Origin of the sequence: Achromobacter arsenitoxydans SY8, from assembly GCF_000236785.1 — a bacterium.
Classification (GTDB): domain Bacteria; phylum Pseudomonadota; class Gammaproteobacteria; order Burkholderiales; family Burkholderiaceae_B; genus Achromobacter; species Achromobacter arsenitoxydans.
On record NZ_AGUF01000089.1, the window covers coordinates 13,533 to 39,632 of the forward strand.

Genomic DNA, 26,100 nt, shown 5'->3' on the forward strand with positions numbered 1-26,100 from the left:
GTCCCGGGGCCGGACGCTATTCCGCCTTCAGCCCCGCCTGCTCGATCAGCGGCTTCCACTTCTGGCGTTCGCTGCGGGCGAACGACGCCAGTTCCTCGGGAGTGCCGCCGCCCGGCTCATGGCCCAGGTCCAGCAGCTTCTGGCGCACTTCGGGGCGCGCCAGGATCTTCGCCAGGTCGCCGTTCAACCGCTTCACCGCCGCGGGCGGCGTGCCCTTGGGCGCGTACAGCCCGTTCCAGGCGATCACCTGGAAGCCGTCCAGCCCCTGCGCCGCCACCGACTGCACGCCGGGCAGCAGAGCCGATTCTTTCAGCGAGGTCACGGCCAGCGGGCGCAGCTTGCCGCTGGTGATGAATGAGCGCGCGGCGCTGACCGTGTCGATGCCCACTTGCACCTGGCCGCCCAGCAGGTCCGTCGTCGCGGTGGCCGATCCTTTGTAGGGGATGCCCCGGATGCTGCTTACGCCCTGCTGCTTGAGCAGTTCGTAGACCAGGCGTGCGGTCGTGCTGGGCATGCCCACGTTCACGCTGTCGGGCTTGGCTTTCGCCGCGTTGCGCAGGTCGGCCAGGCTGGCGTAGGGCGAGGCCGGGGTGGTCAACAGCACCATGGGAAATGAGCTGACCAGCATGACCGGCGTGAAGTCTTTCTCGGGGTCGAAGTTGGTGGACGCATACATGTACTGGTTCAGTACATGCGTGCCGTTGGTGCCCATCAGCAGCGTGTAGCCGTCCGGCGCGGCGCGGGCGGCTTCGGACGCGCCGATGTTGCCGCCCGCCCCGGGCCGGTTCTCGACGATGAAGGGCTGGCCCAGGTCGCGGGCCAGGTATTCGGCAAGGTAGCGCGCGGCGACGTCGGTGCCCTGGCCGGCCTGGTAAGGAACGATGATCTTGACGGGTTTGGCGGGATAGCTGTCGGCGGCCGCGGCGGGCTGCGCGAACAGCAGCGGCGCCGCCAGCGCGGCGATGAGGCGTAGTGTCTTCATGGTGGTCTCCTCGATTTTTTATAGGGGGCTGCGTGGCTTGCTGCTACGGCTTGGGAGGAGGCCAGCGCGGCAGGATGCCCTGATCCTTGAGTGCCGCGATCTGTGATTCGCCGAGGCCGGCCTCCCGGAGGACCTCGTCGGTGTGCTGCGCATAGGCAGGAGGCAGGCGGTCCACGCGCGGGGGCGCCTGGGACAGCCGGACCGCCGGCCCGATACCGTGATAGCCATCGCGGTCGATCTGCATGCCGCGATGCGCGGTGTGCGCCTGCGCAAAGGCTTCCGGCACGCTGTTGACCGGCCCGGCGGGCACCCCGAGCCGCATCAGGTCGTCGCATACCGCCGCGCGGGGGCGCGACGCCAGCGCTTCCTCGATGGCCGCCCGCAGCGCGGCGCGATGCTCCAGCCGCGCGCGGTTGCTGGAAAAGCGGGTGTCGTCCGGCAGCGCCGCCAGGCCCGCGTAATCGCAGAAGCGGCGAAATTGCCGGTCGTTCACGACGCCTAGGAAGATGTCGCCGTCGCGGCAGGCATAGCGGTCGTAGGGCGCGATGTTGGGGTGCGCGCTGCCCAGCAGCCCGGGTTCGCGCTGCGTGTGCATCCAGTTGGCCGCGTGCGGCACCAGCAGGCTCAGCGCGGTGTCGAACAGCGTGACTTCCACGTGCTGGCCCCGGCCGGTGCGCGCGCGGTGATACAGCGCCAGCAGGATGCCGGACTGTGCGGTGTAGCCGGTCAGGTGGTCGACGATGGGGATGCCGATACGGGTGGGGCCGCTGGCGGGGTCGCCGTTCACGCTCATCAGGCCGCACATGGCCTGCAGGATGGCGTCGTAGCCGGGCAGTCCGCCCAGCGGGCCGTCGTCGCCGAAGCCCGAGATGGAGCAATGGATCAGCTGGGGAAAGCGGGGCTGCAGGTCCGCCTGGTAGTCCAGCCCCCATTTGGCCATCGTGCCGGGGATGAAGTTTTCGATCAGGATGTCGGCCTGTTCCAGCAGGGTAAGCAGGACGTCGCGGCCGGCGGGCCGCGACAGGTCCAGGCCGATGGCGCGCTTGCCGCGGTTGACGGCCATGAAGTAGGCGGCGTCGCCGTCCTCATTGACCGGCGGACCCAGCGTGCGCGTTTCATCGCCGCCCGGCGGCTCGACTTTGATGACGTCCGCGCCCTGGTCCGCCAGCATCTGCGAGCACAGCGGACCCGCCAGCACGCGGGACAGGTCGATGACGCGCAAGCCCTCCAGCGCGCCCCGGGCGGGGGCGGGTGCAGCTTGTTCCGATGAATCAGACATCGCCCACCTCGATTTGGTGTTTGCCGCCGGTCAGCCGCGGGTAGGCAATTCGACCACGCCGGACCCCAGTACGGAAAGCTCGTCGTCCTGGTTGCGCGCTTCCTGTTCGATCTCGACCAGATGGCGGCCGTCTTCCACGTACTTGCGCACGACCTTGCCCTTGAAGAACAGCATGTCGCCCTCGGGGTTGTGGCGGCGGATCTTGCAGGTGGATTTGCGCAGGAAGCCCGCGTCGCCCATCCAATTGGTCAGGTGGTGCGTCAGCCACGAGTTGCGTTCTGGGCCGTAGTCGTAGGCGCCCGGTGCGCCGACTTCCAGCGCGAACTCTTCTTCCCAGTGGACGCGTTCGGGCACGTCGGGGATGCCGAAGCGGTTGGTGATGCCAACGCCCGGATGCGCGTCGATAAGTTGCCATGCCAGCTTGTTGGCGCGAATGTACAGGCCGCCCCAGCCCTGCGCGAAGGCGATGAAGCCGGTCACTGTCATCGGACCCTTGAACATCACGGGCAGGGCTTCGCCTTCCTTCACGTCCTCCCAGTAGCGGGGCGTGGCGCCGCGCACTTCCTCCTGGGCGTAGAGCTTGTAGGCTTCCTTGATTTCCTCCGGGCTGTAGCGGCGCGGCTCGCGGGCGCGCACTTCCTTGTACTTGCTGCCCTGTTCGCGGGCGTGGTCGCGCTCGGTGCGGAAGCACCAGCTGTCGGCCTCGGCCACCTTGTCGCCATCCTGGTTGAAGAAGTCGACGTGGTAGATCTGCTGCACCGCGCGGCCGGCGAAGCGGGTCTGGTGCTCGATCAGGTTCTTCAGGTGCGCCTCGGTGGAGATCACGTCGTTGCGCCTGACGTTCTTGTGCCAGGTCCAGTCCGCGCCGGACCACATGGCGTGCACGCCGGGCAGGCCGCCCACGTAGCCGGACACGATGCGGCTGGTGGAAAACAGAAAGCTGGGCAGGGCGATGATGCCGCCGTGCTGGGTTTTGGCCGCGTATTCGGGGTCGGTCCACAGCGGGTTGTCGTCGCCGATGCCGTGCGCGTAGTGGCGGATGTTGTCGCGCGTGGCTTCGTAGCACCACGGTTCGGCAGTGGCGCCGATCTTGATGCCGATGCGTTCGCGCAGCTCGTCCAGCCCGCGCTCGGTGATTTTGGGGAAGCTTCTTTCGGTCTTGGTCTGGGTCAGCATGATGTCTCCTGGGGGGATGGCGTGGTCGCTAAGCGTGGGCGCCTGCGGGCGTCGTGACGGGGGATGCAAGCTCTTGCTCGCGCAATTTCCTGCGGTGGATCTTTCCGGCGGGCGTCTTGGGCAGTTCGTCTACGAAGACCACCTGGCGCGGGTATTCGTGCTGGGCCAGGCGGCTGCGCACGGCGTCCTGGATTTCTTCGACGAAGGCCGCGTCGCCGGGGCGCGCGGATACGACGAAGGCCTTGACCACCTGGCCGCGCAAGGCGTCCGGCACGCCGATGGCGGCGGCCTCGGCCACGTCGCGGTGCTTGAGGATGGCGTCTTCGATTTCGACGGCGCTCATGGTCCAGCCGGCCGAGATGATGACGTCGTCGGCGCGTCCGCCATGCCAGAAGTAGCCGTCTTCGTCGACCCGGCCGAGGTCCTTGGTGGCGACCCAGGCGTCGCGGCGCCAGAGTTTCAGTTCGCCGGTTTCGCCGGGGGCACAAGGCTGGCCGTTGGCGTCCTGCACCTGCACGCGCAGTCCGGGAACGGGCTTGCCCAGCGAACCGGGCTTGACGGTGAAGTCCGCCGCGCCGGGATAGTTCACCAGGCACACGCCGATTTCCGTGGTGCCGTACATGCTGCAGACGGGACGCCCGAACGTGGCTTCGACGAAGGCGGAGGTTTCGCTGTCGATGGGTTCGCCCGTGAAGGACACTTTTTCCAGCTGGTAGCGATAGCGCGGCGCCGCCCCGGAATTGCGCATCATCCGGTAGTGCGTGGCGGCGGCCGAAATGTTGTTGAAGCCGTGGTCCTGCAGCGCCTGGAGCAGGCGCTCGGCGTTGAACTTGCCGGCATAGGCGCCGATGGTCACGCCCAGCGCCAGCGGCGCCAGCGTGCCGTGCCACAGGCCGTGGCCCCAGGCCGGTGACGACGGGCACATGAAACGGTCGCCGGGGCGCACCCCGGTGCCGTACAGCGCGGCCAGCATCAGCGTGACGAGTGCGCGGTGCGTGTGCTTGACGGCGTCGGGCAGTTCGCGAGTGGTGCCGGACGTGTACTGAAAGATGGCAAGGTCGTCGGCCCGCGTGCGGCATTCATAACGGGACGGATAGGCGGCGAGCGAACCGATGAACGCGTCGTCGGCGATAACGATGCGCATGCCGTCGCCGCCCGCGGCCAGGGGGGCTTTTTCGGCGTTGGTCACCAGCATTGCGGGCTTGCAGTCCTGCACGCGCAGCCGGATGCCGTCGGGGCCGAACAGCGTGAATAGCGGCACTGCGATGGCGCCCATCTTCATGGCGCCGAACATGGCCACGTAGAACGGGAGCGAGGGCTCCAGCATCACCGCCACGCGGTCGCCGGGACGCACGCCCTGTTCTTCGAGGTAGTGCGCAAAGCGCGAGGAATCTTCGGAAATCTGGCGGAAGGAGTAGGACTCGTCGCCGCCGGCGGCGCGCACCAGGATGATCGCCGGCTGGGTCTTGGCGACGTGCCGGTCAATGCATTCGTGGGCGATGTTCATGTGATCGCGGTCGCCGTCGAAAAGCTCCCAGAGCTTTTCCGGGGAGCAAAGCTCCTGGGCGTCCACGTAAGAAAGGGTCTCGGTCAGCTTCGTCATTTCGTCGCACCTGTGGGGTTCGGCAACCTGTGGAAGTCACTATGCGCGCCTCAAAATAAATTGTCAATGGCGTTTATTGATTGTATATAGACAATTAAAGGGCGGGCGGCGGCGCCGGAAAGCACGGCGCGCAAGGTATGCTTGCCGCAATAAAACGGAGAACCCGATGAGCGAAACGAGTACCCAGGAACCCGCGACGGCCGCGGGCCCGCGCGTCCGGCCAGTCCCCGCGGTGACGCGGTCGATCGCGATCCTGCGCCTGTTGGGCCGGGGCGGCGAGGCGATGACGCTGAAGGCGATTTCGCAGGAACTGGGCATGGTGACCAGCACCTGCCTGCACATTCTTCGCGTGCTGGTGGAGGAAGGCCTGGTAAAGGTGGACCCCGGCGCCAAGCGCTACAGCCTGGGCGTGGGCATGCTGACGCTGGCGCGCAGCGTCATCGAAAGCAATCCGTTTCCCGCGCTGGCGCAGCCGGTGCTGGACCGGATCGCCGCGGCGGCCAACGTCACCGCCATCGGCGTCGAAGTCTCCGGCAGCGATCACATGGTGGTGCTGGCCTTGTCGCGATCGTCAGCGCCGTTCCGCCTGCATGTGGACGTGGGCAGCCGCTTTCCCGCGTTGATCAGCGCCACGGGCCGGCTGGTGGCCGCGTTTTCGGATTTCTCCGAGAAGGAACTGGAGCGCCGCTTCAAGGCCTTGCGCTGGGACCAGGCGCCCGAATTCGCGGTGTGGAAGGCGGACGTGGACGCGGTGCGCCGCCAGGGCTACAGCCTGGACCGCAACAACTACATCAACGGCGTCGTCGTGATCGCGGTGCCGGTGTTCGACAGCCACCGGCGCATGACGCATGCGCTGGTGGCCGCGGGCCTGGCTGAGCAGCTCGACGCGGCGCGCGTCGACTCGCTTGCGCGCGAACTGCAGGGCGAGGCGGAAGCGCTGTCGCACCTGCTGGCCGCCAGGAACTGAGCGCATGAGCACGGCACCGGCCCCGGAAGCATCCGTCCCGCACGGGTGGCGCAAGAAAGTCCTGCCCGGATTCGCGGGCCTGATCGGACCGCTGTGGGTCCGCAAGGAAGCGGATGGCTGGGCGTACGGCCTGCAAGCGACCGCCGATCACCTGAATCCCGCGGGCGTGGTGCACGGCGGATTGCTGACCGCGCTGCTGGACCACGGGCTGAGCGCCATCGCCTGGGAAGCGCTGGGGCGGCGCGCCTGCGTGACCGTGCAGCTCGACACGCATTTCCTGGCCACCGCGCGCGAGGGCCAGTTTCTGGAGGTGCGCGGCCGCGTGGTCCGCGCCACCGCCAGCCTGGTGTTCATGCAAGGTGAACTGAGCGTCGCGGGCGAGGTGGTGGCGACGGGCGTGGCCGTGCTGAAGGCGCTGGCGCGCCCGCCCGCCGCGGCCTGAGACGGACGCGGCACGCCGCCGCGACGCCTCAGACCATGGACTTTCCGCTGCGCCGGGCGGCGCGGATGTCGCGCCACAGCGTGACGCACAGGATCGCCAGGATGGCGGCGGAAATCGCCGGCCAGATCAGAAAATAAGTGGTCAACCACATAACAGTCTCCGAGTGAATGAAGGGCGTTCAGGCCTTGGCTGCGGCGGTTCGGGCCGCTTGCGGCGCGGCCACGGGCGCATCGGCCTGCTCGCGGTGGAATGAGGTGACGCGGTCGCTCAGCAGGCTGAAGTCGAAGCGTTCGCGGTTGCGCAGGCTCAAGGCCACGCAGACGGTGGCGCTTACGCCATAGGCGGTCAGCGATCCCAGCAGCACGATGTAGTCGCGCAGCACGCCGATGAAGGCGGGAAGCATGACGGCTGCGCCCACGACGCCCACCACGATGGCGGCGGTGCGGCCGAAAAAGCCGAACGTCATCAGGCCCAGCACCACGCCGCCGCCGGCCGCCGCGCAGATCTCGAAAAACACCGCCAGCGCGCCCGTGATGGGCAGCAGTTCAAAGCGCACGACTGTGAACAGCAGGACCGCGGCCAGCACTGAACTGACGAAGGCCCGGTTGTCCACGCGGTCCCAGTAGAAGCTGGCGATCACCGGGAAGACAATGGCGCCCCACAGCGCGCCGACGAACACCAGCATGACCAGGATGTCCAGGCGCAGGCTGGCGAAAATGACGCCGATCATCGTGGCGATGATCATGGTGGCGCGGCCCCACCACAGCATGCGCCGCGGGTCCGGGCGGCCGCGGGCAATGTTCTTGGCGTAGACGTCGGTCATGACAATGGCAGACAGCGCGGCCAGGTCGGAGTCGGCGGTGGAAGACAGCGAACCCACGACCAGCAGAAAGAACAGTGCAATGCCGAACGGCGGCAGATAGGTCGACGCCATTTGCGGAATGATGTTGTTCATGTCGCCGCCGGCGGGTTCCAGCCCCACGAACAGCGCCAGCAGGCCCAGCATGCCCAGGCCGATCACCACGGCGCCATAGCCGACGGTGGCGGTCAGGAAGGTGGGCTTGATCAGATCCTCGCGCACGGCGAACAGGCGCTGGGCGATGGTCTGGTTGCCGATCGCGTAGGCCAGCACCGCCACGAAGTAGGGCGCGCCCTGCTCCATGATCGCCTTGGTGGAATAGAAGTCAGCCTGCTGGCTGTCCAGCCGCCACATGTTGGCCTGCAGGACGTCCGGCCCGCCCGCGTTGAAGAAAATCAGCGGGATGATGATGACGGCGGCGATGATCATCGCCGCAAGCTGCGCGAAGTCGGTCATGACCGAGGTCCGGAATCCCGACCACAGCGTGTAGGACAGCACGCCAAGCCCGGCGATCAGCACGCCCTGGATGAAGCTGAGCGGGCTGAGGACGGACACCAGCGCGCCTGCCGCGGTGAAGTTCACCATCAGGCTGATGCAGCTGCCCACGATGTTGGAAACCGCCATGATCATCTGGCTGGATGCGCCGTGGCGCGCGTGGATCACTTCGGCCAGCGTGTGGGCCCGCGGCGCCAGTTGCCGGAATCGTTTGCCGAAGGGGTAGATGAAGAGAATCATCAGGGCGCCCCAGAAGCCGTAGTGCAGGGGGCCCGACAGGCCGTATTTGTAGCCGGACGTGGCGCTGGCGTAGAAAGAGGCGGCCCATATCCAGGTGGCGATCATGCTGGCGGCCGACAGGCCGAAGCCGACCGCGTTGTTCGACACCATGTAGCCGTCGACGTTCTCGTGCTTTTCGCCGATGAACAGCGACATGAGAAAGGTGGCGCCGTAAAAGCCGGCGAGCAACAGGATGGCGGTGGTCGCCGATAACTGGAAGAAAGCTGTCTCTTGCATCTTGTGGGTCCTTACTCCTCGACAGCCGCGTCCGGGCCTGGGCCGTGGCTGCGTGTGCGCCGTTTCCGCAAAGTGCGATGGGCGGCGGGCCTGCCCATGGCGAGGACGAAACACCAGCGGACCGCGGGCTCGGCGATTGCGTTGCGAGCGCGCGGCCGCACGCCTGCCCGGCCGGGCCGCGGATGGCGGCAGGCAATGGGCAGATACAAGACACACCGTATCGGTGCCTTGCTGCGGCAAGAGTCCCGCGCGCCGCAAACGGGGGCGCCGCCGAGGCGAAAAGGGGCTCAGTGCGTTGAGCGATGTTCCTGCCGGGTAGGCAGGCTTTTGTTCCGCAGCCTCTGGCCGTGGGGCCTGGGGCTGGGCGATGGTGTTTCGGCGCTAGCGCCGGGCCGCTGCGCGCGGCCTTGTGACGGTTGCCCGCGAAGACGAAGCTTCCGCGGGGCCGGTGATGAATGAAAACAGACGGCAAGTATAGGGGCTGATGCGGATCGCGTCCAGCCTGCCGGCCGTATCAACGGCCGGGAAAAGCGAATTGCGAGCCTTTGCTCGCGGGTCGCAAGAGGTGGCAGCGCGCGCGCTACGCGGCGGCGGCGGCGCGCGGGCGCTGCGGCGCGTCCCGTTAGAAGCCGTCGCGCGGAACGTGCACGCGGCCTTCCATCAGCACGCGCGCGCTGCGGCTCATGATGGCCTTGGTGACCTTCCATTCGCCGTCCACCAGCTGGGCCTGCGCGCCCACGCGCAGCGTGCCCGACGGATGGCCGAAGCACACGTTGTCGCGCTCGCCGCCGCCCGCGGCCAGGTTGACCAGCGTGCCCGGCACGGCGGCCGCGGTGGCGATGGCTACCGAGGCCGTGCCCATCATGGCGTGGTGCAGCTTGCCCATGGACAGGGCGCGCACCAGCACGTCGATGTCGCCCGTGCCGATCCGCTTGCCGCTGGACGACACGTATTCTTTCGGGGGCGCGACGAACGCGACCTTGGGCGTGTGCTGGCGGCTGGCGGCTTCGGCGATGTTCTTGATCAGGCCCATGCGCAAGGCGCCGTGGGCGCGGATGGTCTCGAAGCGCGCCAGCGCGGCGGCGTCGCCGTTGATGTCGTCCTGCAGTTCCGTGCCGGTGTAGCCCAGGGCGTCGGCTTCCAGGAAGATGGTGGGGATGCCGGAATTGATCATCGTGGCCTTGAAGGTGCCCACGCCGGGCACTTCCAGGTTGTCGACCAGCTTGCCGGTCGGGAACATGGAGCCGCCGTCGCCTTCTTCGGCCGGGTCCATGAATTCCAGGCACAGCTCGGCGGCCGGGAAGGTCACGCCGTCCAGTTCGAAGTCGCCGGTTTCCTGGACCGCGCCGCCGGTGATGGGCACGTGCGCAATGATGGTCTTCTGGATGTTCGCCTGCCAGATCCGCACTACGGCCACGCCGTCTTGCGGAATGCGGGCCGGGTCCACCAGGCCGTTGGTGATGGCGAAGGGGCCGACCGCGGCTGACAGGTTGCCGCAGTTGCCGCTCCAGTCCACGAAAGGCTTGTCGATGGAGACCTGGCCGAACAGGTAGTCCACGTCATGGTCCGGGCGCGCGCTCTTGGCGACGATGACGGTCTTGCTGGTGCTGGACGTGGCGGCGCCCATGCCGTCGATCTGCTTGCCGTAGGGATCGGGGCTGCCGATCACGCGCATCAGCAGCGCGTCGCGGGCGGCGCCGGGCGTGCGCGCGGATTCGGGCAGGTCGTCCAGCTTGAAGAACACGCCTTTGCTGGTGCCGCCGCGCATGTAGGTCGCGGTGATCTTGGTTTGGGGTGCATGTGCCATGGAACAGTCCTGATGTGTCGGGTGATGGATGGCGGGCGCCGCGGCGCCCGCCTGTCTGGACGCGGGAAGGTCAGCCCGCCAGCTTGCCGGCCCCGGTTGCGGTGGAGGCTTCCAGGAAGTCCTGGGCGAAGCGCTGCAGCACGCCGCCGGCTTCGTAGATCGAGACCTCTTCGGCGGTGTCCAGGCGGCAGGTCACCGGCACCTGCTCGGTGCTGCCGTTGCGGCGGTGGATCACCAGGGTCAGGTCGGCGCGCGGGGTGCGCTGGCCGATCACGTCGTAGCTTTCGGTGCCGTCCAGCGCCAGCGTCTTGCGGTTCACGCCCGGCTTGAATTCCAGCGGCAGCACGCCCATGCCGATCAGGTTGGTGCGGTGGATGCGTTCAAAGCCTTCGGCGACGATGGCTTCCACGCCGGCCAGGCGCACGCCCTTGGCCGCCCAGTCGCGCGACGAGCCCTGGCCGTAGTCGGCGCCGGCCACGATGATCAGCGGCTGCTTGCGGTCCATGTAGGTCTCGATGGCTTCCCACATGCGCATGACCTGGCCTTCAGGTTCGACGCGCGCCAGCGAGCCTTGCTTCACGCTGCCGTCGGCGTTCTTCACCATTTCGTTGAAGAGCTTGGGATTGGCGAAGGTGGCGCGCTGCGCGGTCAGGTGGTCGCCGCGGTGCGTGGCGTAGGAATTGAAGTCCTCTTCGGGCAGGCCCATCTTGTCCAGGTATTCGCCCGCGGCGCTGTCCATCAGGATGGCGTTGGACGGCGACAGGTGGTCGGTGGTGATGTTGTCGCCCAGCACGGCCAGCGGCAGCATGCCGCGCAGCGTGCGCTCCCCGGCCAGCGCGCCCTCCCAGTACGGCGGGCGGCGGATGTAGGTGCTTTGCGGGCGCCAGTCGTAGAGCGGGCTGGCGGCCGTCTTGCGGTCGTCCTTGATGCCGAACATCGGGGCGTAGACCTTGCGGAACTGCTCGGGCTTGACGGCCGACTTGACCATGGCGTCGACCTCTTCGTCGCTGGGCCAGATGTCCTTCAGGCGGATCTCGCGGCCATCCGAAGCCACGCCCAGCACATCGCGTTCGATGTCGAAGCGGATGGTGCCGGCGATGGCGTAGGCCACGACCAGCGGCGGCGAGGCCAGGAAAGCCTGCTTGGCGTAGGGGTGGATGCGGCCGTCGAAGTTGCGGTTGCCGGACAGCACGGCGGTGGCGTAGAGGTCGCGGTCGATGATTTCCTGCTGGATCTTCGGGTCCAGCGCGCCGGACATGCCGTTGCACGTGGTACAGGCGAACGCGACCACGCCGAAGCCCAGCTTTTCCAGGTCCTGCGTGAGGCCCGCTTCGTCCAGGTAGAGCTGCACGGCCTTGGATCCGGGCGCAAGCGAGCTCTTCACCCAGGGCTTGCGCGTCAGGCCCGCGCGGTTGGCGTTGCGCGCCAGCAGGCCGGCGGCGATAACGTTGCGCGGGTTGCTGGTGTTGGTGCAGCTGGTGATGGCGGCGATGATGACGGCGCCGTCGGGCATCAGGCCGGGCTGGTTCTCGACCACGCCGGCGATGCCGCGCTCGGCAAGGTCCGACACCGGCAGGCGGCGGTGCGGATTGGACGGGCCGGCCAGCGTGCGCACGACTGTCGACAGGTCAAAGCGCAGCACGCGCTCGTATTGCACGGATTTCAGGCTGTCGGACCACAGGCCGGCGGTCTTGGCGTAGGTTTCCACCAGCGCGATCTGCTCGTCTTCGCGGCCCGTCAGGCGCAGGTAGTCGATGGTCTGCTGGTCGATGGAGAACATCGCGGCCGTGGCGCCGTATTCGGGCGCCATGTTCGAGATGGTGGCGCGGTCGCCCAGCGTCAGGCTGGACGCGCCTTCGCCGTAGAACTCGAGGTAGGCGCCCACCACCTTTTCCTTGCGCAGGAATTCGGTCAGCGTCAGCACGATGTCGGTGGCGGTGATGCCGGGCTGCGCACGGCCGGACAGTTCGACGCCGATGATGTCGGGCAGGCGCATCCAGGACGCGCGGCCCAGCATGACGTTTTCCGCTTCCAGGCCGCCCACGCCGATGGCGATGACGCCCAGCGCGTCCACGTGCGGCGTGTGGCTGTCGGTGCCCACCAGCGTGTCGGGGAAGGCCACGCCGTCCTGCGTGTAGATCACGGGCGACATCCGCTCCAGGTTGATCTGGTGCATGATGCCGTTGCCCGGCGGCACGATCTCGATGTTCTCGAAGGCCTCTTTGGTCCAGTCGATGAAATGGAAGCGGTCTTCGTTGCGGCGGTCTTCGACGGCGCGGTTCTTGGCGAAGGCGTCGGGATCGTTGCCGTCGTATTCCACGGCCAGCGAATGGTCGACGATCAGCTGCACCGGCACCACGGGATTGACCTTGGCCGGGTCGCCGCCCTTGTCGGCGATGGCGTCGCGCAGGCCGGCCAGGTCCACCAGCGCGGTCTGGCCCAGGATGTCATGACAGACCACGCGCGCGGGAAACCACGGAAAGTCCAGGTCGCGGCGGCGTTCAATGAGCTGCTTGAGCGAGTCGGTCAGTTGCGCGGGCTCGCAGCGGCGCACCAGGTTTTCGGCCAGGACGCGCGAGGTGTAGGGCAGGCCGTCATACGCGCCCGGGGCGATGGCCTCCACGGCCGCGCGGGCGTCGAAGTAATCCAGGCGGGTGCCGGGCAGGTTCTTGCGGTACGACTTGTTCATCATGCCTCCGTGCGCTGCTGGGTGCTCTGCGCGATCTGTTGTTCGATGTTGATGCGGGATGCGCGGATGTGGCGGCGCATCAGGATTTCGGCCAGCTCGCCGTCGCCGTCGGCGATGGCGTCGAGAATGCGGTGGTGTTCGGCGTAGGCCTGCCGCGGGCGGTTGGGCGTTGTCGAATACTGGATGCGGTACATGCGCGCCAGTTGGTAGAGTTCATCGCAGAGCATGCGGAACAGCATCTGGTTGCCGCTGCCCTTGACGATGCGGTAGTGGAAATCGTAGTCGCCTTCCTGCTGGTAATAGCCCAGGCCGGCCTGGAAGGCTTCATCGCGTTCGTGCGCCTCCAGCACGCCGCGCAGTTCGTCGATTTCCGACGGCGGCATGCGTTCGGCGGCTAGCCGGCAGGCCATGCCTTCCAGCGATTCGCGGATTTCGTAGAGTTCGGACAGTTCCTGGATCGACAGGGACACGACACGCGCGCCGGCGTGCGGCACGCGGACCAGCAGCTTCTGGCCTTCCAGCCGGTGCAGGGCTTCGCGCAGCGGCCCGCGGCTGACGCCGTGGATGCGCGCCAGTTCGGGTTCGGAGATCTTGCTGCCCGGGGCGATCTCGCCCTTGACGATAGCGGACTGGATCTTGCGGAAGATGTGGTCCGACAGGGTCTCGCCGTCGTTCGGCGCGGCGCCCGGCAGGGTGAGCACTTTGCTCATGGTGTCGACAATCCGTCCGGTTTTCTGGGGGTTGAACGGGGAAATGTGCGGATGGCGCACTAGATTGTCAACAATTTACCCCGGGTCGGGGTGGGGGCGCAAGCGGCCATCGGCGCATGAGTTTGCATGGCCGCACTGCTGGATTCATGCGATTCGGTCGCGCCGGGCCCTCGCGGGAGATCCAGCCCGAAGGCGCGGCGGCCCGGCGCGACGCTTTGCTACAGATCCACGCGCACCTTGCCCGCCTGCACCAGCGCGGCGACGTCGCGGATTTCCGCCAGCAGGGCTTGCTGCAACTGCGCCGGCGTGCCGCCCGTGGGTTCGAAGCCCTGTTCGGCCAGCTTGGCGTGCACGGCCTCTGTCTTGAGGGCCCGGTTGATGCCTTGGTTCAAGGCGGCGACCGTGGCCTCGGGCGTGCCGGCGGCGCAGTAGGTGCCGAACTGGATCTGCGCGGAGAAGCCGGGAAAGCCGCTTTCGGCCACGCTGGGGATGTCCGGATACTTGGGCAGGCGCTGCGGGCTGGTCACGGCCAGCACGCGCAGGCGCCCGCTCTTCAGGTACGGCTCGACCGCGGCCACGGTGGCGACCACCACCTGGATCTGGCCGCCCAGCAGGTCGGTCATCATGGGGCCGGTGCCGCGATAGGGCACATGCAGCATCTCGATGCCGCAGGCGGCCTGCAGCAGCTCGGTCGCCAGGTGCTGGGGCGTGGCGTTGCCGGGGGTGCCGAACGTCAGGCCCTTGGGCTCGCGTTTGGCCTGCGCGACCAGTTCGCCCAGTGTCTTGGCGGGCAGGTCGCTGTTCACCGCCACCATGTAGGGCGAACGCGCAATCGGGCAGACGGGAGCGAGCTGCTTGAGCACCTCTTCGGGCGGTCGCGCGTAGTAGCGCACCGACGGCACCAGGCCGGCGAACAGCAGCATGCTGCCGTCATTGGCGCCGTTGGCGGTGTAGTCCGCGCCCAGCATGCCGCTGGCGCCGGGCTTGTTCTCCACGATGACCGAGCGCTCCAGCGCGCCTTCCAGCGACGCGGCGATGACGCGGCCCAGCACGTCGGTGCCGCCGCCCGGCGGGAAGGGCACGATTACGCGCAAGGGCGCCTCGCGCGCGGCGGCGCTACGGGCGGCGGTCGCGCCCAGCGGCGCAAACGCCAGCGCCGCCATGGTCTTGATCAGGGTTCTGCGGTCCATCGTTGTTGTCTCCGTCTCCACCTTGGGGTGGGCTTGTCGCTGATCGTCTCTATGCGGCGGACGATTCGGGTTTATGCGCGTGGCAAAAGCTGCGCAGGGCGGCGGCCACCGTGGCGGGTTCCTCCACCGGCAGCATATGCCGCTGCCCCGGCGCCACGCGCGCGCATGCGCTGGGCAGGGCCCGCGCCAGGTCGCGCGTCATGCGCGGGTTGGAGCCGACGTCGTGCTCGCCCGTCATGACCAGGACCGGGCAGGCGATGTCCGGCGCGGCCTGCGCCAGGATCGGATCGCCATGCGCAAAGAGGGTGTAGGCGGCCAGGAAGCTGGCGCGATCGTTGTCCAGCAGGCGCTGTCCGATTCGGGCCACGCGCTCCGGGCGCCGGGCCTGGAATTCCGGGGTGAACCAGCGGGCCAGCGACACGCCGGCGGCAGCCTGCACGTCCTGCGTGGCGGCCGAGGCCAGCCGGGCGCGCACCGCCGCAGCCTCTTCGTCCGTGCGCCGGAACACCGTGCTCAGCAGGACCAGGCGGCTGACGCGCTGGGGCCGGGCCGCGGCGTAGGCGCCGGCGATCAGGCCGCCCATGGAATAGCCCAGCACACTCGCGCCGCGCCAGCCGGCGTGGTCCAGCTCATCGTCCAGTTGCGCAATGAAGTCCTCGATCTGCGCCGTGCCCCGGAGCGGGGTCGCGGCGCCGTGTCCCAGCAGGTCGTAGCGCAGGACGTCGAAGTCCGGTTCCAGCAGGGGCGCCAGGTCGTCCCACAAGGTGTGGTCCAGCCCCACGCCGTGCAGCAGGACCAGGGGTTCGCCGCGCCCGGAGCGCTGCCGTTGCGCGTTCATTTGGCCGCTGCCTCTTGCGCCAGTTCCTGCAGGTCGGAATAGCGGTTGCCGATGCGGTGATGCGGACGGCCCGAGGTGGCCGCGCCCAGCGCGATCACGATTTCGTCGGGCGCCGGCGCGTCGTTGATGGTGGTCTGCACCGTCAGGTAGTGCGAGCGCAGGCCTTCGTCCAGCTTGTGCATCAGCGGAACGGAAATCACGCAGCCGGGGCCCCCGCGCATATTGGTGAAGCTGAGATAGCTGGTGCCGCCCACGGCGTTGCGGTAGGCGTTGCCGAAGCGCAGCGTATGGATCAGCGCGGACGCGTGCTCGACTTCGCCGGCGGTGCCCACCACGGCGGCCTTGCCGTAGGCTTCGATGTTGTCCGCCGATCCGGCCTGGCGCAGGATTTCCGCGACCAGCAGTTCGCCCAGCGGGGGCGCGGCTTCCAGGATGGCGGGGCGCAGGTCTTCCTGGAACGGCAGGCCGGCCCACGGATTGCGGATCACGGCCGCGGCCACGATCATCACCAGGGGACGTTCCGCCGCGCGGCCGCCTTCGATGAGGGTTTTTTCGACGTAACTGACTACCTTGCGCACTTGCAGTGACATACGCGCTGCTCCGAAATCCGTGGGGTGAAAAGATGAACCCATTGTTGGTTGCGCAGCGAACTTTTGACAATCCAAATTAACGTAAGCTAATTTCGGAAAATCCGAATTTGATGCGCTTCCCGCCATGCCCACCCCATTGAAGATCCAGCACCTGCGCCAGTTCCTGATGGCCGCGGACCACGGCAGTTTCCGGGTGGCGGCGCAGGGCACGTTCCGGTCGCAGGCGGCGGTGTCCGCCGTCATGCAGGACCTGGAGCAGCAGTTGGGCGCGCCGCTGTTCGAACCCGGCAAGCGCGCCCAGCTGACGCCGCTGGGGCTGGCGGTGGCGCCGCTGTTCCGCGAGCTGCTGTCCACCCACGACCGCGTGCTGGATGCCGCGCGGCAGTTCGGCATGGGCAGCCAGGGGCCGGTGTCGCTGGCCGTTATGCCGTCGCTGGCTGACGAATGGCTGCCGCGCCTGCTGGAGCGCTACGCGCGCAGCCATCCCGACATCCGCATCCGCGCCCTGGACGAACCGTCGCCGGAAGTGCACCGCCTGGTCCTGTCCGGCGAAGTGCAGGTGGGAGTGGCGGGCCAGTCGCCGCGCACGCACGAGGTGTCGTTCACGCCCGTGGCGCGCGACGCCTTCGGCCTGGTGTGCAGGAAGAGTCATCCGCTGGCGCGCCGGCGCGGGCCGGTGCCGTGGGCGGCGCTGACGGACGAACGCCTGATCGGCAACGCCACCTTCGATACGCTGAAGAACCGCCAACTGGGCGGGGCCATCGACGATCCGGCGATCGTGGTGTCGAACCGCGCGTCGCTGCTGGCCAGCGTGGTGGGCGGGTTGGGCGTGACTGTGCTGCCCGTGCTGGCGCGGCCGGCCGCCGGCAGCGGCCTGGCCTTCGTGCCGTTGGCCGAGCCGGTGGTCGAGCGCATCGTCGGCGTGCTGACGCGCAAGGAAGAGACCCTGCTGCCGTCAGTGGCGGCCATGCATGCGCTGGCGCTGCGGTCGCTGGCGCAGTTCACGCGCCGCAAGGGCGCGGTGCTGGTGTAGCCAGCGGCGGTCCGGGCGCGCGACCGGGCGGCGTCAGACGCCGCAGGCGTAGGTCATGAACTGCCGGAAGGCGTCCGCCGGTTTGGCCATGGCAGCGCGCGGGTGCCACAAGAGGCCCGCCTCCATGGGCGGCACGGCGTCGGTGATGGGCACCGCCTCGATCTTGCGGCCTTCCAGCGACCAGGGCCGGTAGACCATGTCCGACAGCATCGTGATGCCGAACCCATGCGCCACCAGACCGCGCAGCGCTTCCATCGAACGCGTGCGGAACGCGATGTCCGGTTCCAGCCCGTGGGCGCGCCAGTAGTTCAGGGTGGAACGTTCGCCCTCGTCCATTTCCAGCAGGATGTACGGATAGCGGGCGATGTCGGCCAGCGACGGGGCGGCGTCCTGCGTCAGCGGATGGCCGGACGCCGTCCACAACTGACGCCGCGAGCGCACCAGCACCTGATGGCCGAAGCGCTCGCGCTTGTCGACGTTGGACAGCAGCGCCACGCCCAGCTCGACGTCGCCGCTGGCGACCGCCTTTTCGATGTCGGGCCGGTCCATGTCCACCAGGTCCAGCACCACGTCCGGATAGCGCCGCCGAAAGCGCGCCAGCAGGTCGGGAAGGAAGTAGCCCAGCACGGTATAGGACGCCGCGATGCGCACCGAGCCGCGCAGCGCATAGCGCTGGAAACCGGGCTCGCGCAGGGCGTCGTCCAGCGAGTCCAGCACGTCGCGCGCCCGCTGATGAAAGTTGTGGCCTTCGGGCGTGAGCGTGACGCCGTGCGGGTGGCGGTCGAACAGGCGCACGCCCAGCTGCGCTTCCAACGCCAGGACCGCGTTGGTGACCGCCGACTGCGAGACATGCTCGTCGGCGGCGGCCATGGAGAAGCGCCCGGTGCGGGCGGCGGCCGCGAAGTACCGGAGTTGCCTGAGCGTGACGTCGTTAGCCATGTGTTAATCGAATACCTGGTACATGAATATGTGAATATACGATAGCCCTCGCCCTTCCTACACTGCGGAAAAACACCAAATCCCCGCACCGCAGATTGCAGGAGACAAGCCCCGTGAACGCCCCTCTACCCCCCGGCGTGGCCGATACCCATGGCCTGTCGCTGGATGACAAATACTTGCGGTCCGCTGGCCGCGTCTACCTCAGCGGCACGCAGGCGCTGGTGCGCCTGCCCCTCATGCAGAAGCAGCGCGACCTGCAGGCCGGCTTGAATACCGCCGGCTATGTCTCCGGCTACCGCGGATCGCCGCTGGGGGGGCTGGACCAGGCGTTGTGGAAGGCCAAGCGCCATCTGAAGGCGAACGACGTGGTGTTCCAGCCTGGCGTGAACGAGGACCTGGCGGCCACCGCAGTCTGGGGGTCGCAGCAGCTCAACCTGTTCCCCGGCGCGCAGCGCGATGGCGTGTTCGGCATGTGGTACGGCAAGGGACCGGGCGTGGACCGGTCGGTGGACGTGCTCAAGCACGCCAATTCCGCAGGCACGTCCGCGCATGGCGGGGTGCTGATGCTGGCGGGCGACGACCACGCCGCGAAATCCTCGTCGGTGGCGCACCAGTCGGAACACGTGCTGATCGCCAGCGGCATCCCCGTGCTGTATCCGTCGAACGTGCAGGAATATCTGGACTACGGCCTGCACGGCTGGGCCATGAGCCGCCATACCGGACTGTGGGTAGCCATGAAATGCGTGACGGACGTGGTGGAGTCCAGCGCGTCCGTGGACGTGGATCCCGAACGCGTGCGGATCGTGCTGCCGGAAGACGGCATGCCGCCCGGCGGCCTGAACATCCGCTGGCCCGATTCGCCGCTGGCGCAGGAGGCGCGGCTGCTGGACCACAAGTGGTACGCGGCGCTGGCCTACGTGCGCGCCAACAAGCTGAACCGCGTGGTGCTGGATTCGCCGCGCGCGCACTTCGGCATCATGACTGCCGGCAAGGCGTACCTGGACGTGCGCCAGGCGCTGAACGACCTGGGCCTGGACGAGGCGGCCTGTGCGCAGGCCGGGATCCGCGTGCTGAAGGTGGGCTGCATCTGGCCGCTGGACGCGCAGGACGCGCGCGAGTTCGCGACCGGGCTGAAGGAAATCCTGGTGGTCGAGGAAAAGCGCCAGATCCTGGAATATGCGCTCAAGGAAGAGCTCTACAACTGGCGCGACGACGTGCGTCCGCGCGTGTACGGCAAGTTCGACGAGCGCGAGAACGGCGGTGGAGAATGGTCCACGCCGCGTGGCGGCTGGCTGCTGCCGGCGCGCTATGAACTGTCTCCCGCGCTGATCGCGCGCGCCATTGCCGCGCGCCTGGAAAAGTCGGACCTGTCGGACGCGCTGCGCGCCCGCATCGCCGCCCGGCTGGCCGTGATCGACGCGAAGGAACGCGAGGCCAGCCGGCCGGTGCTGGTGGAAGAGCGCAAGCCCTGGTTCTGTTCGGGCTGTCCGCACAACACGTCCACCCGCGTGCCCGAGGGTTCGCGCGCGGTGGCGGGCATCGGCTGCCATTACATGGCGATGTGGATGAACCGCGACACCGACACCTTCAGCCAGATGGGCGGGGAGGGCGTGGCCTGGCTGGGCCAGAAAGACTTCACGTCGGAACGGCATATCTTCGCCAACCTGGGCGACGGGACCTATTTCCACTCCGGCCTGCTGGCGATCCGCGCGGCGGTCGCGGCGCGCGCCCGCATCACCTACAAGATCCTCTACAACGACGCCGTCGCGATGACCGGCGGGCAGCCCGTGGACGGCGTGCTGACCGTGCCGCAGATTGCCGCGCAGATGCAGGCGGAAGGCGTGGCCAAGACGGTGGTGGTGACGGACGAGCCCGAGAAGTACGGGGGCGGCGCCGCGCTGCCGGCCGGAATCGAGGTGCATCACCGCAAGGCGCTGGACGACGTGCAGCGCGCGCTGCGCGACCTGGAAGGCACGACGGTGCTGATCTATGACCAGACCTGCGCGACGGAAAAGCGCCGCCGCCGTAAGCGCGGCGAGTACCCCGACCCGCCCCGCCGCGCCTTCATCAACGAGGCGGTCTGCGAAGGCTGCGGCGACTGCTCGGTGAAATCGAACTGCCTGTCCGTGGAACCGCTGGACACGCCCATGGGCACGAAGCGGCGGATCAACCAATCCTCCTGCAACAAGGACTTTTCCTGCGTGGAAGGCTTTTGCCCCAGCTTTGTGACGGCCGAGGGCGCGGTGCTGCGCAAGCCCGGGCAGGGCGGCGGGGCGCCCGCCATGCCCGAAGCGCCGCTGCCCGAGCGCGCCAGCATCGCGGCGGGCGGGGCGTACCGCGTCGTGGTGGCCGGCGTCGGCGGCACGGGCGTGGTCACCATCGGCGCGCTGCTGGGGGCGGCCGCGCATATCGAAGGCAAAGGCGTGACCGTGCTGGATATGGCGGGCCTTGCGCAGAAGGGCGGCGCGGTGCTCAGCCACGTGCAGATCGCCAATGGGCCGGAACACCTGCACGCCACCCGCGTGGCGCTGGGCGAGGCCGATCTGGTGATCGGCTGCGACGCGCTGGTGTCGGCGTCGCCGGAAGTGCTGTCGCGCCTGCGGCCGGACCATGGGCGCGCGGTGGTGAACAGCAGCGCCGCGCCGACGGCCGCGTTCCTGTCGCAGCCCGCGTGGCGCTTCCCGGGCGCGCAGGCCCAGTCGGCGCTGGAACAGAGCACCGGCGGCCATTGCGACTTCATCGAGGCGGGGCCGCTGGCCGAGGCCATGCTGGGCGACGGCATCTACGCCAATCCGTTGCTGCTGGGTTACGCCTGGCAGAAGGGCGGCCTGCCGCTGTCGCTGGACAGCCTGCGCCAGGCGATCCGGATCAACGGGGTGTCGGTGGACAAGAATCTGGCCGCGTTTGAATTGGGCCGGCAGGCCGCGCATCGCGGCGCGGATTCGCTGCGTCCGGCGGCGTCCGAGCGCGTGGTGGCGCTGCCCGAGTCGCTGGAGGCCCTGGTCGGGCGGCTGGCGGCGCACGTGCGCGCCTATCAGGACGAGGCCTACGCCGCGCGCTACCGGTCGGCGGTGGAGGCCGTGCGTGCGCGCGAATCCGCGCTGGGAGAGAAGCGCCACGAGCTGACGCGCGCCGTGGCGCGCAACCTTGCCAAGCTCATGACCTACAAGGACGAATACGAAGTCGCGCGCCTGTACACCGATCCCGCGTTCACGGAGCGGCTGCGCGCGCAGTTCGAAGGCGAGCCGGGTCGCGACTATCGCGTGCGCTATTACCTGGCGCCGCCGGCCTTTGCCCGCCGCGATGCGCAGGGCCGGCCGCAAAAGCGCGCCTATGGCGCGTGGATGGCGCTGGCGTTCCGGGCGCTGGCGCCCATGAAGCGCGTGCGCGGGACCTGGCTGGATGTGTTCGGCAAGACCGCCGAGCGCCGCATGGAACGGCAGCTCGCGGCCGACTATCTGGCGCTGGCGGGCGAGTTTGCGCAAACCCTGGACGCCGGCAACCGGGACGCGGCGCTGGAGCTGGCCAACGTGCCGGACGGCATCCGCGGCTACGGCCATGTCAAGGAGAAGAGCGTGGAACAGGCCCGCGTCCGGCAGGCCGGCCTGTTGGCGCGCTATCGCAACGGCGGGCGCACGCAATTGGCGGCCTGATCGCGGCGCGGGGCGGTGGTGTACGATCCCCCGACAATGCGGGGCGCGCCCCGCCGCTGCGCACGTCCGCCCCGACATGGAAAACATCCTACGCAAACTCGATCTGACCTCGCTGCGCCTGTTCGTGGCGGTGTGCCAGGAAAACAGCATCGCGCGGGCGGCCGAACGCGAGTTCATCGCGCCTTCGGCCGTCAGCCGCCGCATCGCCGACATGGAGTCGCTGATCGGCCTGCCGCTGATCGACCGCCACACCCGCGGCGTGACCGCCACGCCCGCCGGCCAGACCGTGCTGCGCCATGCGCGCCAGATCATCGGCGACGTCGAGGCCATGGGCGCGGAGCTGTCGCGCTTCTATGAGGGCGTCAAAGGCCATGTGCGCGTGGTGGCCAACCTGTCGGCCATCGTGCAGTTCCTGCCGGAGGATGTGGCCGCATTCCAGCGGCTGTTTCCCGATGTGGATATCGACCTGGAAGAGCAGCACAGTCCCGATGTGCTGCGGCTGGTGCGGGAGCGAGCCGCCGACTTCGGCATCTGCAACCAGATCGCGGGCGCGGACGGCCTGGAGCAGCTGCCCTACCGCCGCGACCGGCTGGCCGTGATGCTGCCGTCCAGCCATCCCAAGGCCGCGGCCCGCCAGCTCAGCCTGCAGGACATCGCCGACGAAACCTTCGTGGGCCTGCGCGAGAACAGCGCGCTGACCCAGCTTCTGGCGGCGCGGGCCGCGGCGCTGGGCAAGACGCTGTCGGTCAAGATCCGCGTGGCCAGCCTGGATGCGCTGTGCCGCATGACGCATGCGGGCCTGGGCATCGCCGTGATGCCGCAGCAGGTGGCGGAACTGTATCTGCAGGCGCTCGACGTGGTGGTGCGTCCCCTGTCTGACGACTGGGCCCGGCGCCAGCTCTGCATCGTGTTTCCCAGCCACGCCCAGCTTTCCGCCACCGCGGGCACCCTGGTCAAGTTCCTGGCCCAACAGGGCTGACGCCAGCGCGCAGCGACCTCGCCATTTGCGATGGCAGGCCTGCCGAGAAGGCACTTCGGCAATCGGGCGGGCATTCGTATAGTCAAGGCGCGTTCATCGCCGGTACGGGGCATACAGACCCCGCTGCGTCCTATACGGAGACACCATGACCCCCACCAGATTGCTTGCGAGCTGTGCGCTCGCCCTTGGCGCCCTGTGCGCGGCGTCCGCCGCGGCTGCCGCGGGCTACCCCGACCGTCCCATCCGGCTGATCGTGCCGACCTCGCCCGGCTCGACCGCGGACGTGGTGGCGCGCGTCGTGGCCGAGAACCTGGGCAAGGCCCTGGCCCAGCCCATGATCGTCGAGAACCTGGCCGGCGCGGCGGGCATTCCCGGCACGCGCCAGCTCGTGTCGGCCAAGCCTGACGGCTACACCCTGGGCATCGTGTCGTCCAACCACGCCATCAATCCCAGCCTGTACAAGAGCATGCCCTACGACGCGGTCAAGGACATCACGCCCATCTCCGTCATCGGCACGACGCCGCTGGTCGTCGTGGTGGCCGAAAACGCGCCGTACAAGACGATGGCGGACCTGCTGAAGGCGGCGCGGGAGCAGCCCGGCAAGATCAACTACGGCTCGTCCGGCACGGGCAGCGTGCTGCACCTGGCCGGTGAACTGCTGAAGTCCAAGGCGGGCGTGGACATGATGCACATCCCGTACAAGGGCGGCAATGCGCTGATCACCGACGTCATGTCGGGACAGGTCCAGGTGGCATTCCTGGCAACGCCGTCGGTTCTGGCACAGGTCCAGGCGGGCAAGCTGCGCGCGCTGGCGGTCAGCACGCCGCAACGCCTGGCGGTCCTGCCCGATGTGCCGACGCTGGACGAGGCGGGCGTGAAGGGCTATTCCTACGACGCCTGGATCTCGCTGATCGGGCCGGCGGGGCTGCCGGCCGGCATCGTCCAGACGCTGCAGGCCGCCACCGCCCGAACCATGCAGGAGCCTGCGGTCTTGAAGGCGCTGTCGCCCCAGGGCTTCGTGGCGCAGGGCAGCAGCGCCGAGCAGGCGTCGCAGACGCTGGCCGCCGAGATCACCAAGAGCCAGGCGTTGGTCAAGGCCGCGGGCGTCGCCGTTGAATAGCCGCATAGCCGTAAACCCATGACCGCTTCATCCGTCCTCGACGCCCCGGCCCGCCTGCTGTTTCTGGCCCGGGACCCCGCCTGCGTCGCCGCGCAGCTTGGCGGCGCCGCGCTGGCGCCGGGCCTGGCCTGTGCGCTGCGCGACGACATTTCCACCGACGAGATCACGCCGGTACCTATCCTGACGCACTTCGACGAGAAGCTGGGGCGCTATCCGTATACCGGCTTTCGCGCAGGCGACACGCTGCCCATCGGCGTCGACGCGGTCCGGCGGGCGGGCATCAATGTTGTGGTGGCCGGCAAGCGCTACGGCAAGGGATCGTCGCGCGAGCACAGTCCGATGGCCGAGAAATCGGCTGGTGTGCGGCTAGTGATCGCGGAGAGCTTCGAGCGTATCTACCGCCAGAACGCCGACAACATTGGGCTCTACACCAGCACCGACCTGGGACTGGTGGAGCGTCTGCAACGGGGCGAATGCATCACGGTCGACGAGATCGTCGCCGGCCGCGACGCGCTGGCCGCCGCCATCGTCAAAGCCGGCGGCCTGCTGGCCTTCGGGCAGTCGCAGCTGCGCGCCGTTGCGCCGGCGGTATCTGGCGCGCAAGCGGGGGGCGACGGGCCGCCGCGCACCCTGTTCGAAAAAATCGTCCTGCGCCACCTGTTGCGCACCGCGGCGACGGCCGGCGAACCTGTCCAGGGCGCGGGCGTCTTCATCCGCGCGGACTGGCGCTTCATCCATGAGTACTACACCGGCATGGCCGCCCATATGCTGCATGCGCGGTTCGGGCGGCCCCTGCAGTTGGCCGATCCCGGCCGCATCGTCGTCTTCGAAGACCACACCTCTTACGTCGACGAAAGTCCGAACCACGTGCGCGCGGGAATCGTGCCCAATGTGCGCGCCATGTGCCAGGCCCAGCGGGACTTTGCCGAGGCCTATGGCCTGCGCCAGCACCGGACGCTGACCGAAGCGCAGGCCGCCGTCGACACGGGCGGCAACGTGGCGGGCATTTCGCACGCCATGATGGCCGAGCACTACGCATTGCCCGGGCAGGTGGTGGTGGGCACGGATTCGCACACGCCGCACAGCGGCGCGCTGGGCTGCGTGGCCTTCGGCGTGGGCACCACCGACATGGCGAACGCCTTCGTCACGGGCGCCGTGCGGCTGACGATGCCGGCATCGCTGCGTATCGACCTGGCCGGCGCGCCGCCACCGGGAATCACCGCGAAGGACATTGTGCTGCACCTGCTGGCGCTGCCCGAGATCCGTGCGGGGGCCGGCGTGGGCAAGGTTTTCGAGTTCACGGGCGAGGCCGTGGCCGGCCTGTCCATCGACGAGCGCGCCACCCTGACCAACATGACCGCCGAGCTGGGCGGCCTGACGGGCATCGTTGCCCCGGACGCCGAGACTGCGCGCTTCCTGCGCGAACGCCGCGGCATGGACGCCGGCATCGAGCCGTGGATGCGCAGCGATCCCGGCGCCGAGTATGCGGCGACCCTTCGCGTGGACTGCGCGGCGCTGTCGCCGCTGGTGGCGGCCCCCGGCGACCCCGGCAACGGCGTGCCGCTGTCGTCGCTGAACGTGCGGCCGCGCATCGACATCGCCTATGGCGGATCCTGCACCGCCGGCAAGCGCGAAGACTTCGACCACTATCACGCCGTGCTGGCCTGGGCGGTGCAGCGCGGCCTGACTCTGCCGGACGGCGTGGCGCTGTACCTGCAGTACGGCACCACGGCCGTGCGCGACTACTGCATCGCACAAGGCTACGACCGCACCTTCGCCGCCGTGGGCGCGCGCATTCTGCAACCGTCCTGCGGCGCCTGCGCCAATTGCGGGCCGGGATCGTCCACCGACGCCTCGCAGGTGACGGTCAGCGCGATCAACCGCAACTTCCCGGGGCGTTCAGGACCCGGCAGCGTCTGGCTGGCCAGCCCGCCCACGGTCATGGCCAGCGCGCTGGCGGGGGAACTGGTGTCGTTCGCCGAGTTGCAGGCCCGGTATCCGCGCCCGGCTCACTAGGGTTCCCCCCACTTCGCGCGCCGCGAAGCCCTGCTTAACGAATCCTTAATTGGCAGCCATCCCGGCCTGCGTCAGAGTGCGCAACAGAGAAAACGGCCGTCAGATGCCGTTTCCGGCCGGGCGTTCTGCCCGTCCAGCCGTAAGGCTCCCTCGCACGGAAAACACCCTGTCGACGACGTGAACCCGGGACACACCGGGAGCTTGCTGATCGGCCGCC

20 protein-coding genes are annotated in these 26,100 nt (G+C 68.6%); 7 read left to right on the forward strand and 13 right to left on the reverse strand.

Annotated elements, in window-relative coordinates; translation table 11 throughout:
- Positions 1-16: 16 nt before the first annotated feature.
- From KYC_RS26960 to KYC_RS26975, 4 genes are read right to left on the reverse strand one after another with little or no spacing between them, the layout of a single operon-like run.
- A complete protein-coding gene (locus tag KYC_RS26960) occupies positions 17-982 on the reverse strand; it encodes a Bug family tripartite tricarboxylate transporter substrate binding protein (RefSeq protein WP_008168512.1) in 966 nt (321 codons plus the stop codon).
- Between the two features lie 43 nt (positions 983-1,025).
- A complete protein-coding gene (locus KYC_RS26965; protein WP_050814957.1) occupies positions 1,026-2,261 on the reverse strand; it encodes a CaiB/BaiF CoA transferase family protein in 1,236 nt (411 codons plus the stop codon).
- A 30-nt stretch (positions 2,262-2,291) separates the two neighbouring features.
- Positions 2,292-3,437: an FAS1-like dehydratase domain-containing protein gene (locus KYC_RS26970; RefSeq protein WP_008168517.1), complete on the reverse strand. Its 1,146-nt coding sequence runs from the start codon at positions 3,435-3,437 to the stop codon at positions 2,292-2,294.
- 28 nt (positions 3,438-3,465) lie between these two features.
- Positions 3,466-5,040, reverse strand: coding sequence for an acetate--CoA ligase (locus KYC_RS26975; RefSeq protein ID WP_008168518.1), 1,575 nt, complete (start codon positions 5,038-5,040; stop codon positions 3,466-3,468).
- A 166-nt stretch (positions 5,041-5,206) separates the two neighbouring features.
- Here KYC_RS26975 and KYC_RS26980 point away from each other — a divergent pair, with 166 nt between their 5' ends.
- Both KYC_RS26980 and KYC_RS26985 read left to right on the forward strand, forming a co-directional pair.
- A complete protein-coding gene (locus KYC_RS26980) occupies positions 5,207-6,007 on the forward strand; it encodes an IclR family transcriptional regulator (RefSeq protein WP_008168520.1) in 801 nt (266 codons plus the stop codon).
- 4 nt (positions 6,008-6,011) lie between these two features.
- Positions 6,012-6,449, forward strand: a complete 438-nt coding sequence (locus KYC_RS26985; RefSeq protein WP_008168523.1) for a PaaI family thioesterase — start codon at positions 6,012-6,014, stop codon at positions 6,447-6,449.
- A gap of 28 nt (positions 6,450-6,477) precedes the next feature.
- Here KYC_RS26985 and KYC_RS30015 read toward each other — a convergent pair whose 3' ends face one another.
- The 8 genes from KYC_RS30015 to KYC_RS27020 all read right to left on the reverse strand — a co-directional run bounded on the left by KYC_RS30015 (position 6,478) and on the right by KYC_RS27020 (position 16,143).
- The gene (locus KYC_RS30015; protein ID WP_008168524.1) at positions 6,478-6,600 is read right to left on the reverse strand and encodes a putative transporter small subunit; all 123 of its coding nucleotides are present in this window, start codon (positions 6,598-6,600) and stop codon (positions 6,478-6,480) included.
- Positions 6,601-6,627: 27 nt separating this feature from the next.
- Entirely contained in the window at positions 6,628-8,319 is a 1,692-nt protein-coding gene (locus KYC_RS26990) for a sodium:solute symporter family protein (protein ID WP_008168526.1), read from the reverse strand.
- Positions 8,320-8,941: 622 nt separating this feature from the next.
- On the reverse strand, positions 8,942-10,126 hold the full coding sequence (gene prpF / locus KYC_RS26995; protein ID WP_008168527.1) for a 2-methylaconitate cis-trans isomerase PrpF: 1,185 nt from the start codon (positions 10,124-10,126) through the stop codon (positions 8,942-8,944).
- 70 nt (positions 10,127-10,196) lie between these two features.
- Complete coding sequence (acnD, locus tag KYC_RS27000) at positions 10,197-12,815, reverse strand: Fe/S-dependent 2-methylisocitrate dehydratase AcnD (RefSeq protein ID WP_008168528.1); 2,619 nt, start codon at positions 12,813-12,815, stop codon at positions 10,197-10,199.
- Positions 12,815-13,525 (reverse strand): GntR family transcriptional regulator, encoded by a 711-nt coding sequence (locus tag KYC_RS27005; RefSeq protein ID WP_008168529.1) that lies wholly within the window; start codon positions 13,523-13,525, stop codon positions 12,815-12,817. Before KYC_RS27005 ends, acnD begins: the two co-directional genes overlap by 1 nt.
- 218 nt (positions 13,526-13,743) lie before the next feature.
- Positions 13,744-14,715, reverse strand: a complete 972-nt coding sequence (locus tag KYC_RS27010) for a Bug family tripartite tricarboxylate transporter substrate binding protein (RefSeq protein ID WP_008168530.1) — start codon at positions 14,713-14,715, stop codon at positions 13,744-13,746.
- Positions 14,716-14,764: 49 nt separating this feature from the next.
- Entirely contained in the window at positions 14,765-15,553 is a 789-nt protein-coding gene (locus tag KYC_RS27015) for an alpha/beta fold hydrolase (protein WP_008168531.1), read from the reverse strand.
- A complete protein-coding gene (locus KYC_RS27020) occupies positions 15,550-16,143 on the reverse strand; it encodes an amino acid synthesis family protein (RefSeq protein WP_008168532.1) in 594 nt (197 codons plus the stop codon). Before KYC_RS27020 ends, KYC_RS27015 begins: the two co-directional genes overlap by 4 nt.
- A 124-nt stretch (positions 16,144-16,267) precedes the next feature.
- On the opposite strand from KYC_RS27020, the gene KYC_RS27025 reads away from it, so the two are divergent.
- Entirely contained in the window at positions 16,268-17,176 is a 909-nt protein-coding gene (locus KYC_RS27025) for a LysR family transcriptional regulator (protein WP_043519382.1), read from the forward strand.
- Between the two features lie 33 nt (positions 17,177-17,209).
- On the opposite strand, the gene KYC_RS27030 is transcribed toward KYC_RS27025, so the two are convergent.
- On the reverse strand, positions 17,210-18,115 hold the full coding sequence (locus tag KYC_RS27030; RefSeq protein WP_008168535.1) for a LysR substrate-binding domain-containing protein: 906 nt from the start codon (positions 18,113-18,115) through the stop codon (positions 17,210-17,212).
- 113 nt (positions 18,116-18,228) lie between these two features.
- On the opposite strand from KYC_RS27030, the gene KYC_RS27035 reads away from it, so the two are divergent.
- The 4 genes from KYC_RS27035 to KYC_RS27050 all read left to right on the forward strand — a co-directional run bounded on the left by KYC_RS27035 (position 18,229) and on the right by KYC_RS27050 (position 25,883).
- Positions 18,229-21,768, forward strand: coding sequence for an indolepyruvate ferredoxin oxidoreductase family protein (locus KYC_RS27035; RefSeq protein ID WP_043519383.1), 3,540 nt, complete (start codon positions 18,229-18,231; stop codon positions 21,766-21,768).
- 76 nt (positions 21,769-21,844) lie between these two features.
- A complete protein-coding gene (locus KYC_RS27040; protein ID WP_008168539.1) occupies positions 21,845-22,747 on the forward strand; it encodes a LysR substrate-binding domain-containing protein in 903 nt (300 codons plus the stop codon).
- Between the two features lie 145 nt (positions 22,748-22,892).
- Entirely contained in the window at positions 22,893-23,867 is a 975-nt protein-coding gene (locus KYC_RS27045; RefSeq protein WP_043519384.1) for a tripartite tricarboxylate transporter substrate binding protein, read from the forward strand.
- Positions 23,868-23,885: 18 nt separating this feature from the next.
- Complete coding sequence (locus KYC_RS27050; protein WP_008168543.1) at positions 23,886-25,883, forward strand: aconitase family protein; 1,998 nt, start codon at positions 23,886-23,888, stop codon at positions 25,881-25,883.
- Positions 25,884-26,100 lie beyond the last annotated feature (217 nt).

Excerpts from the sequence above, each read along its gene's own strand:
- prpF (WP_008168527.1), bottom strand. The coding sequence starts at position 10,126 with ATGGCACATGCACCCCAAACCAAGATCACCGCGACCTACATGCGCGGC.
- KYC_RS26985 (WP_008168523.1), top strand. The coding sequence starts at position 6,012 with ATGAGCACGGCACCGGCCCCGGAAGCATCCGTCCCGCACGGGTGGCGC.
- KYC_RS27040 (WP_008168539.1), top strand. The coding sequence starts at position 21,845 with ATGGAAAACATCCTACGCAAACTCGATCTGACCTCGCTGCGCCTGTTC.
- KYC_RS26975 (WP_008168518.1), bottom strand. The coding sequence starts at position 5,040 with ATGACGAAGCTGACCGAGACCCTTTCTTACGTGGACGCCCAGGAGCTT.
- KYC_RS26990 (WP_008168526.1), bottom strand. The coding sequence starts at position 8,319 with ATGCAAGAGACAGCTTTCTTCCAGTTATCGGCGACCACCGCCATCCTG.
- KYC_RS27010 (WP_008168530.1), bottom strand. The coding sequence starts at position 14,715 with ATGGACCGCAGAACCCTGATCAAGACCATGGCGGCGCTGGCGTTTGCG.
- KYC_RS27030 (WP_008168535.1), bottom strand. The coding sequence starts at position 18,115 with ATGGCTAACGACGTCACGCTCAGGCAACTCCGGTACTTCGCGGCCGCC.
- KYC_RS27025 (WP_043519382.1), top strand. The coding sequence starts at position 16,268 with ATGCCCACCCCATTGAAGATCCAGCACCTGCGCCAGTTCCTGATGGCC.
- KYC_RS30015 (WP_008168524.1), bottom strand. The coding sequence starts at position 6,600 with ATGTGGTTGACCACTTATTTTCTGATCTGGCCGGCGATTTCCGCCGCC.
- KYC_RS27005 (WP_008168529.1), bottom strand. The coding sequence starts at position 13,525 with ATGAGCAAAGTGCTCACCCTGCCGGGCGCCGCGCCGAACGACGGCGAG.
- KYC_RS27015 (WP_008168531.1), bottom strand. The coding sequence starts at position 15,553 with ATGAACGCGCAACGGCAGCGCTCCGGGCGCGGCGAACCCCTGGTCCTG.
- KYC_RS27020 (WP_008168532.1), bottom strand. The coding sequence starts at position 16,143 with ATGTCACTGCAAGTGCGCAAGGTAGTCAGTTACGTCGAAAAAACCCTC.
- KYC_RS27050 (WP_008168543.1), top strand. The coding sequence starts at position 23,886 with ATGACCGCTTCATCCGTCCTCGACGCCCCGGCCCGCCTGCTGTTTCTG.
- KYC_RS26965 (WP_050814957.1), bottom strand. The coding sequence starts at position 2,261 with ATGTCTGATTCATCGGAACAAGCTGCACCCGCCCCCGCCCGGGGCGCG.
- acnD (WP_008168528.1), bottom strand. The coding sequence starts at position 12,815 with ATGAACAAGTCGTACCGCAAGAACCTGCCCGGCACCCGCCTGGATTAC.
- KYC_RS27045 (WP_043519384.1), top strand. The coding sequence starts at position 22,893 with ATGACCCCCACCAGATTGCTTGCGAGCTGTGCGCTCGCCCTTGGCGCC.
- KYC_RS26980 (WP_008168520.1), top strand. The coding sequence starts at position 5,207 with ATGAGCGAAACGAGTACCCAGGAACCCGCGACGGCCGCGGGCCCGCGC.
- KYC_RS26970 (WP_008168517.1), bottom strand. The coding sequence starts at position 3,437 with ATGCTGACCCAGACCAAGACCGAAAGAAGCTTCCCCAAAATCACCGAG.
- KYC_RS26960 (WP_008168512.1), bottom strand. The coding sequence starts at position 982 with ATGAAGACACTACGCCTCATCGCCGCGCTGGCGGCGCCGCTGCTGTTC.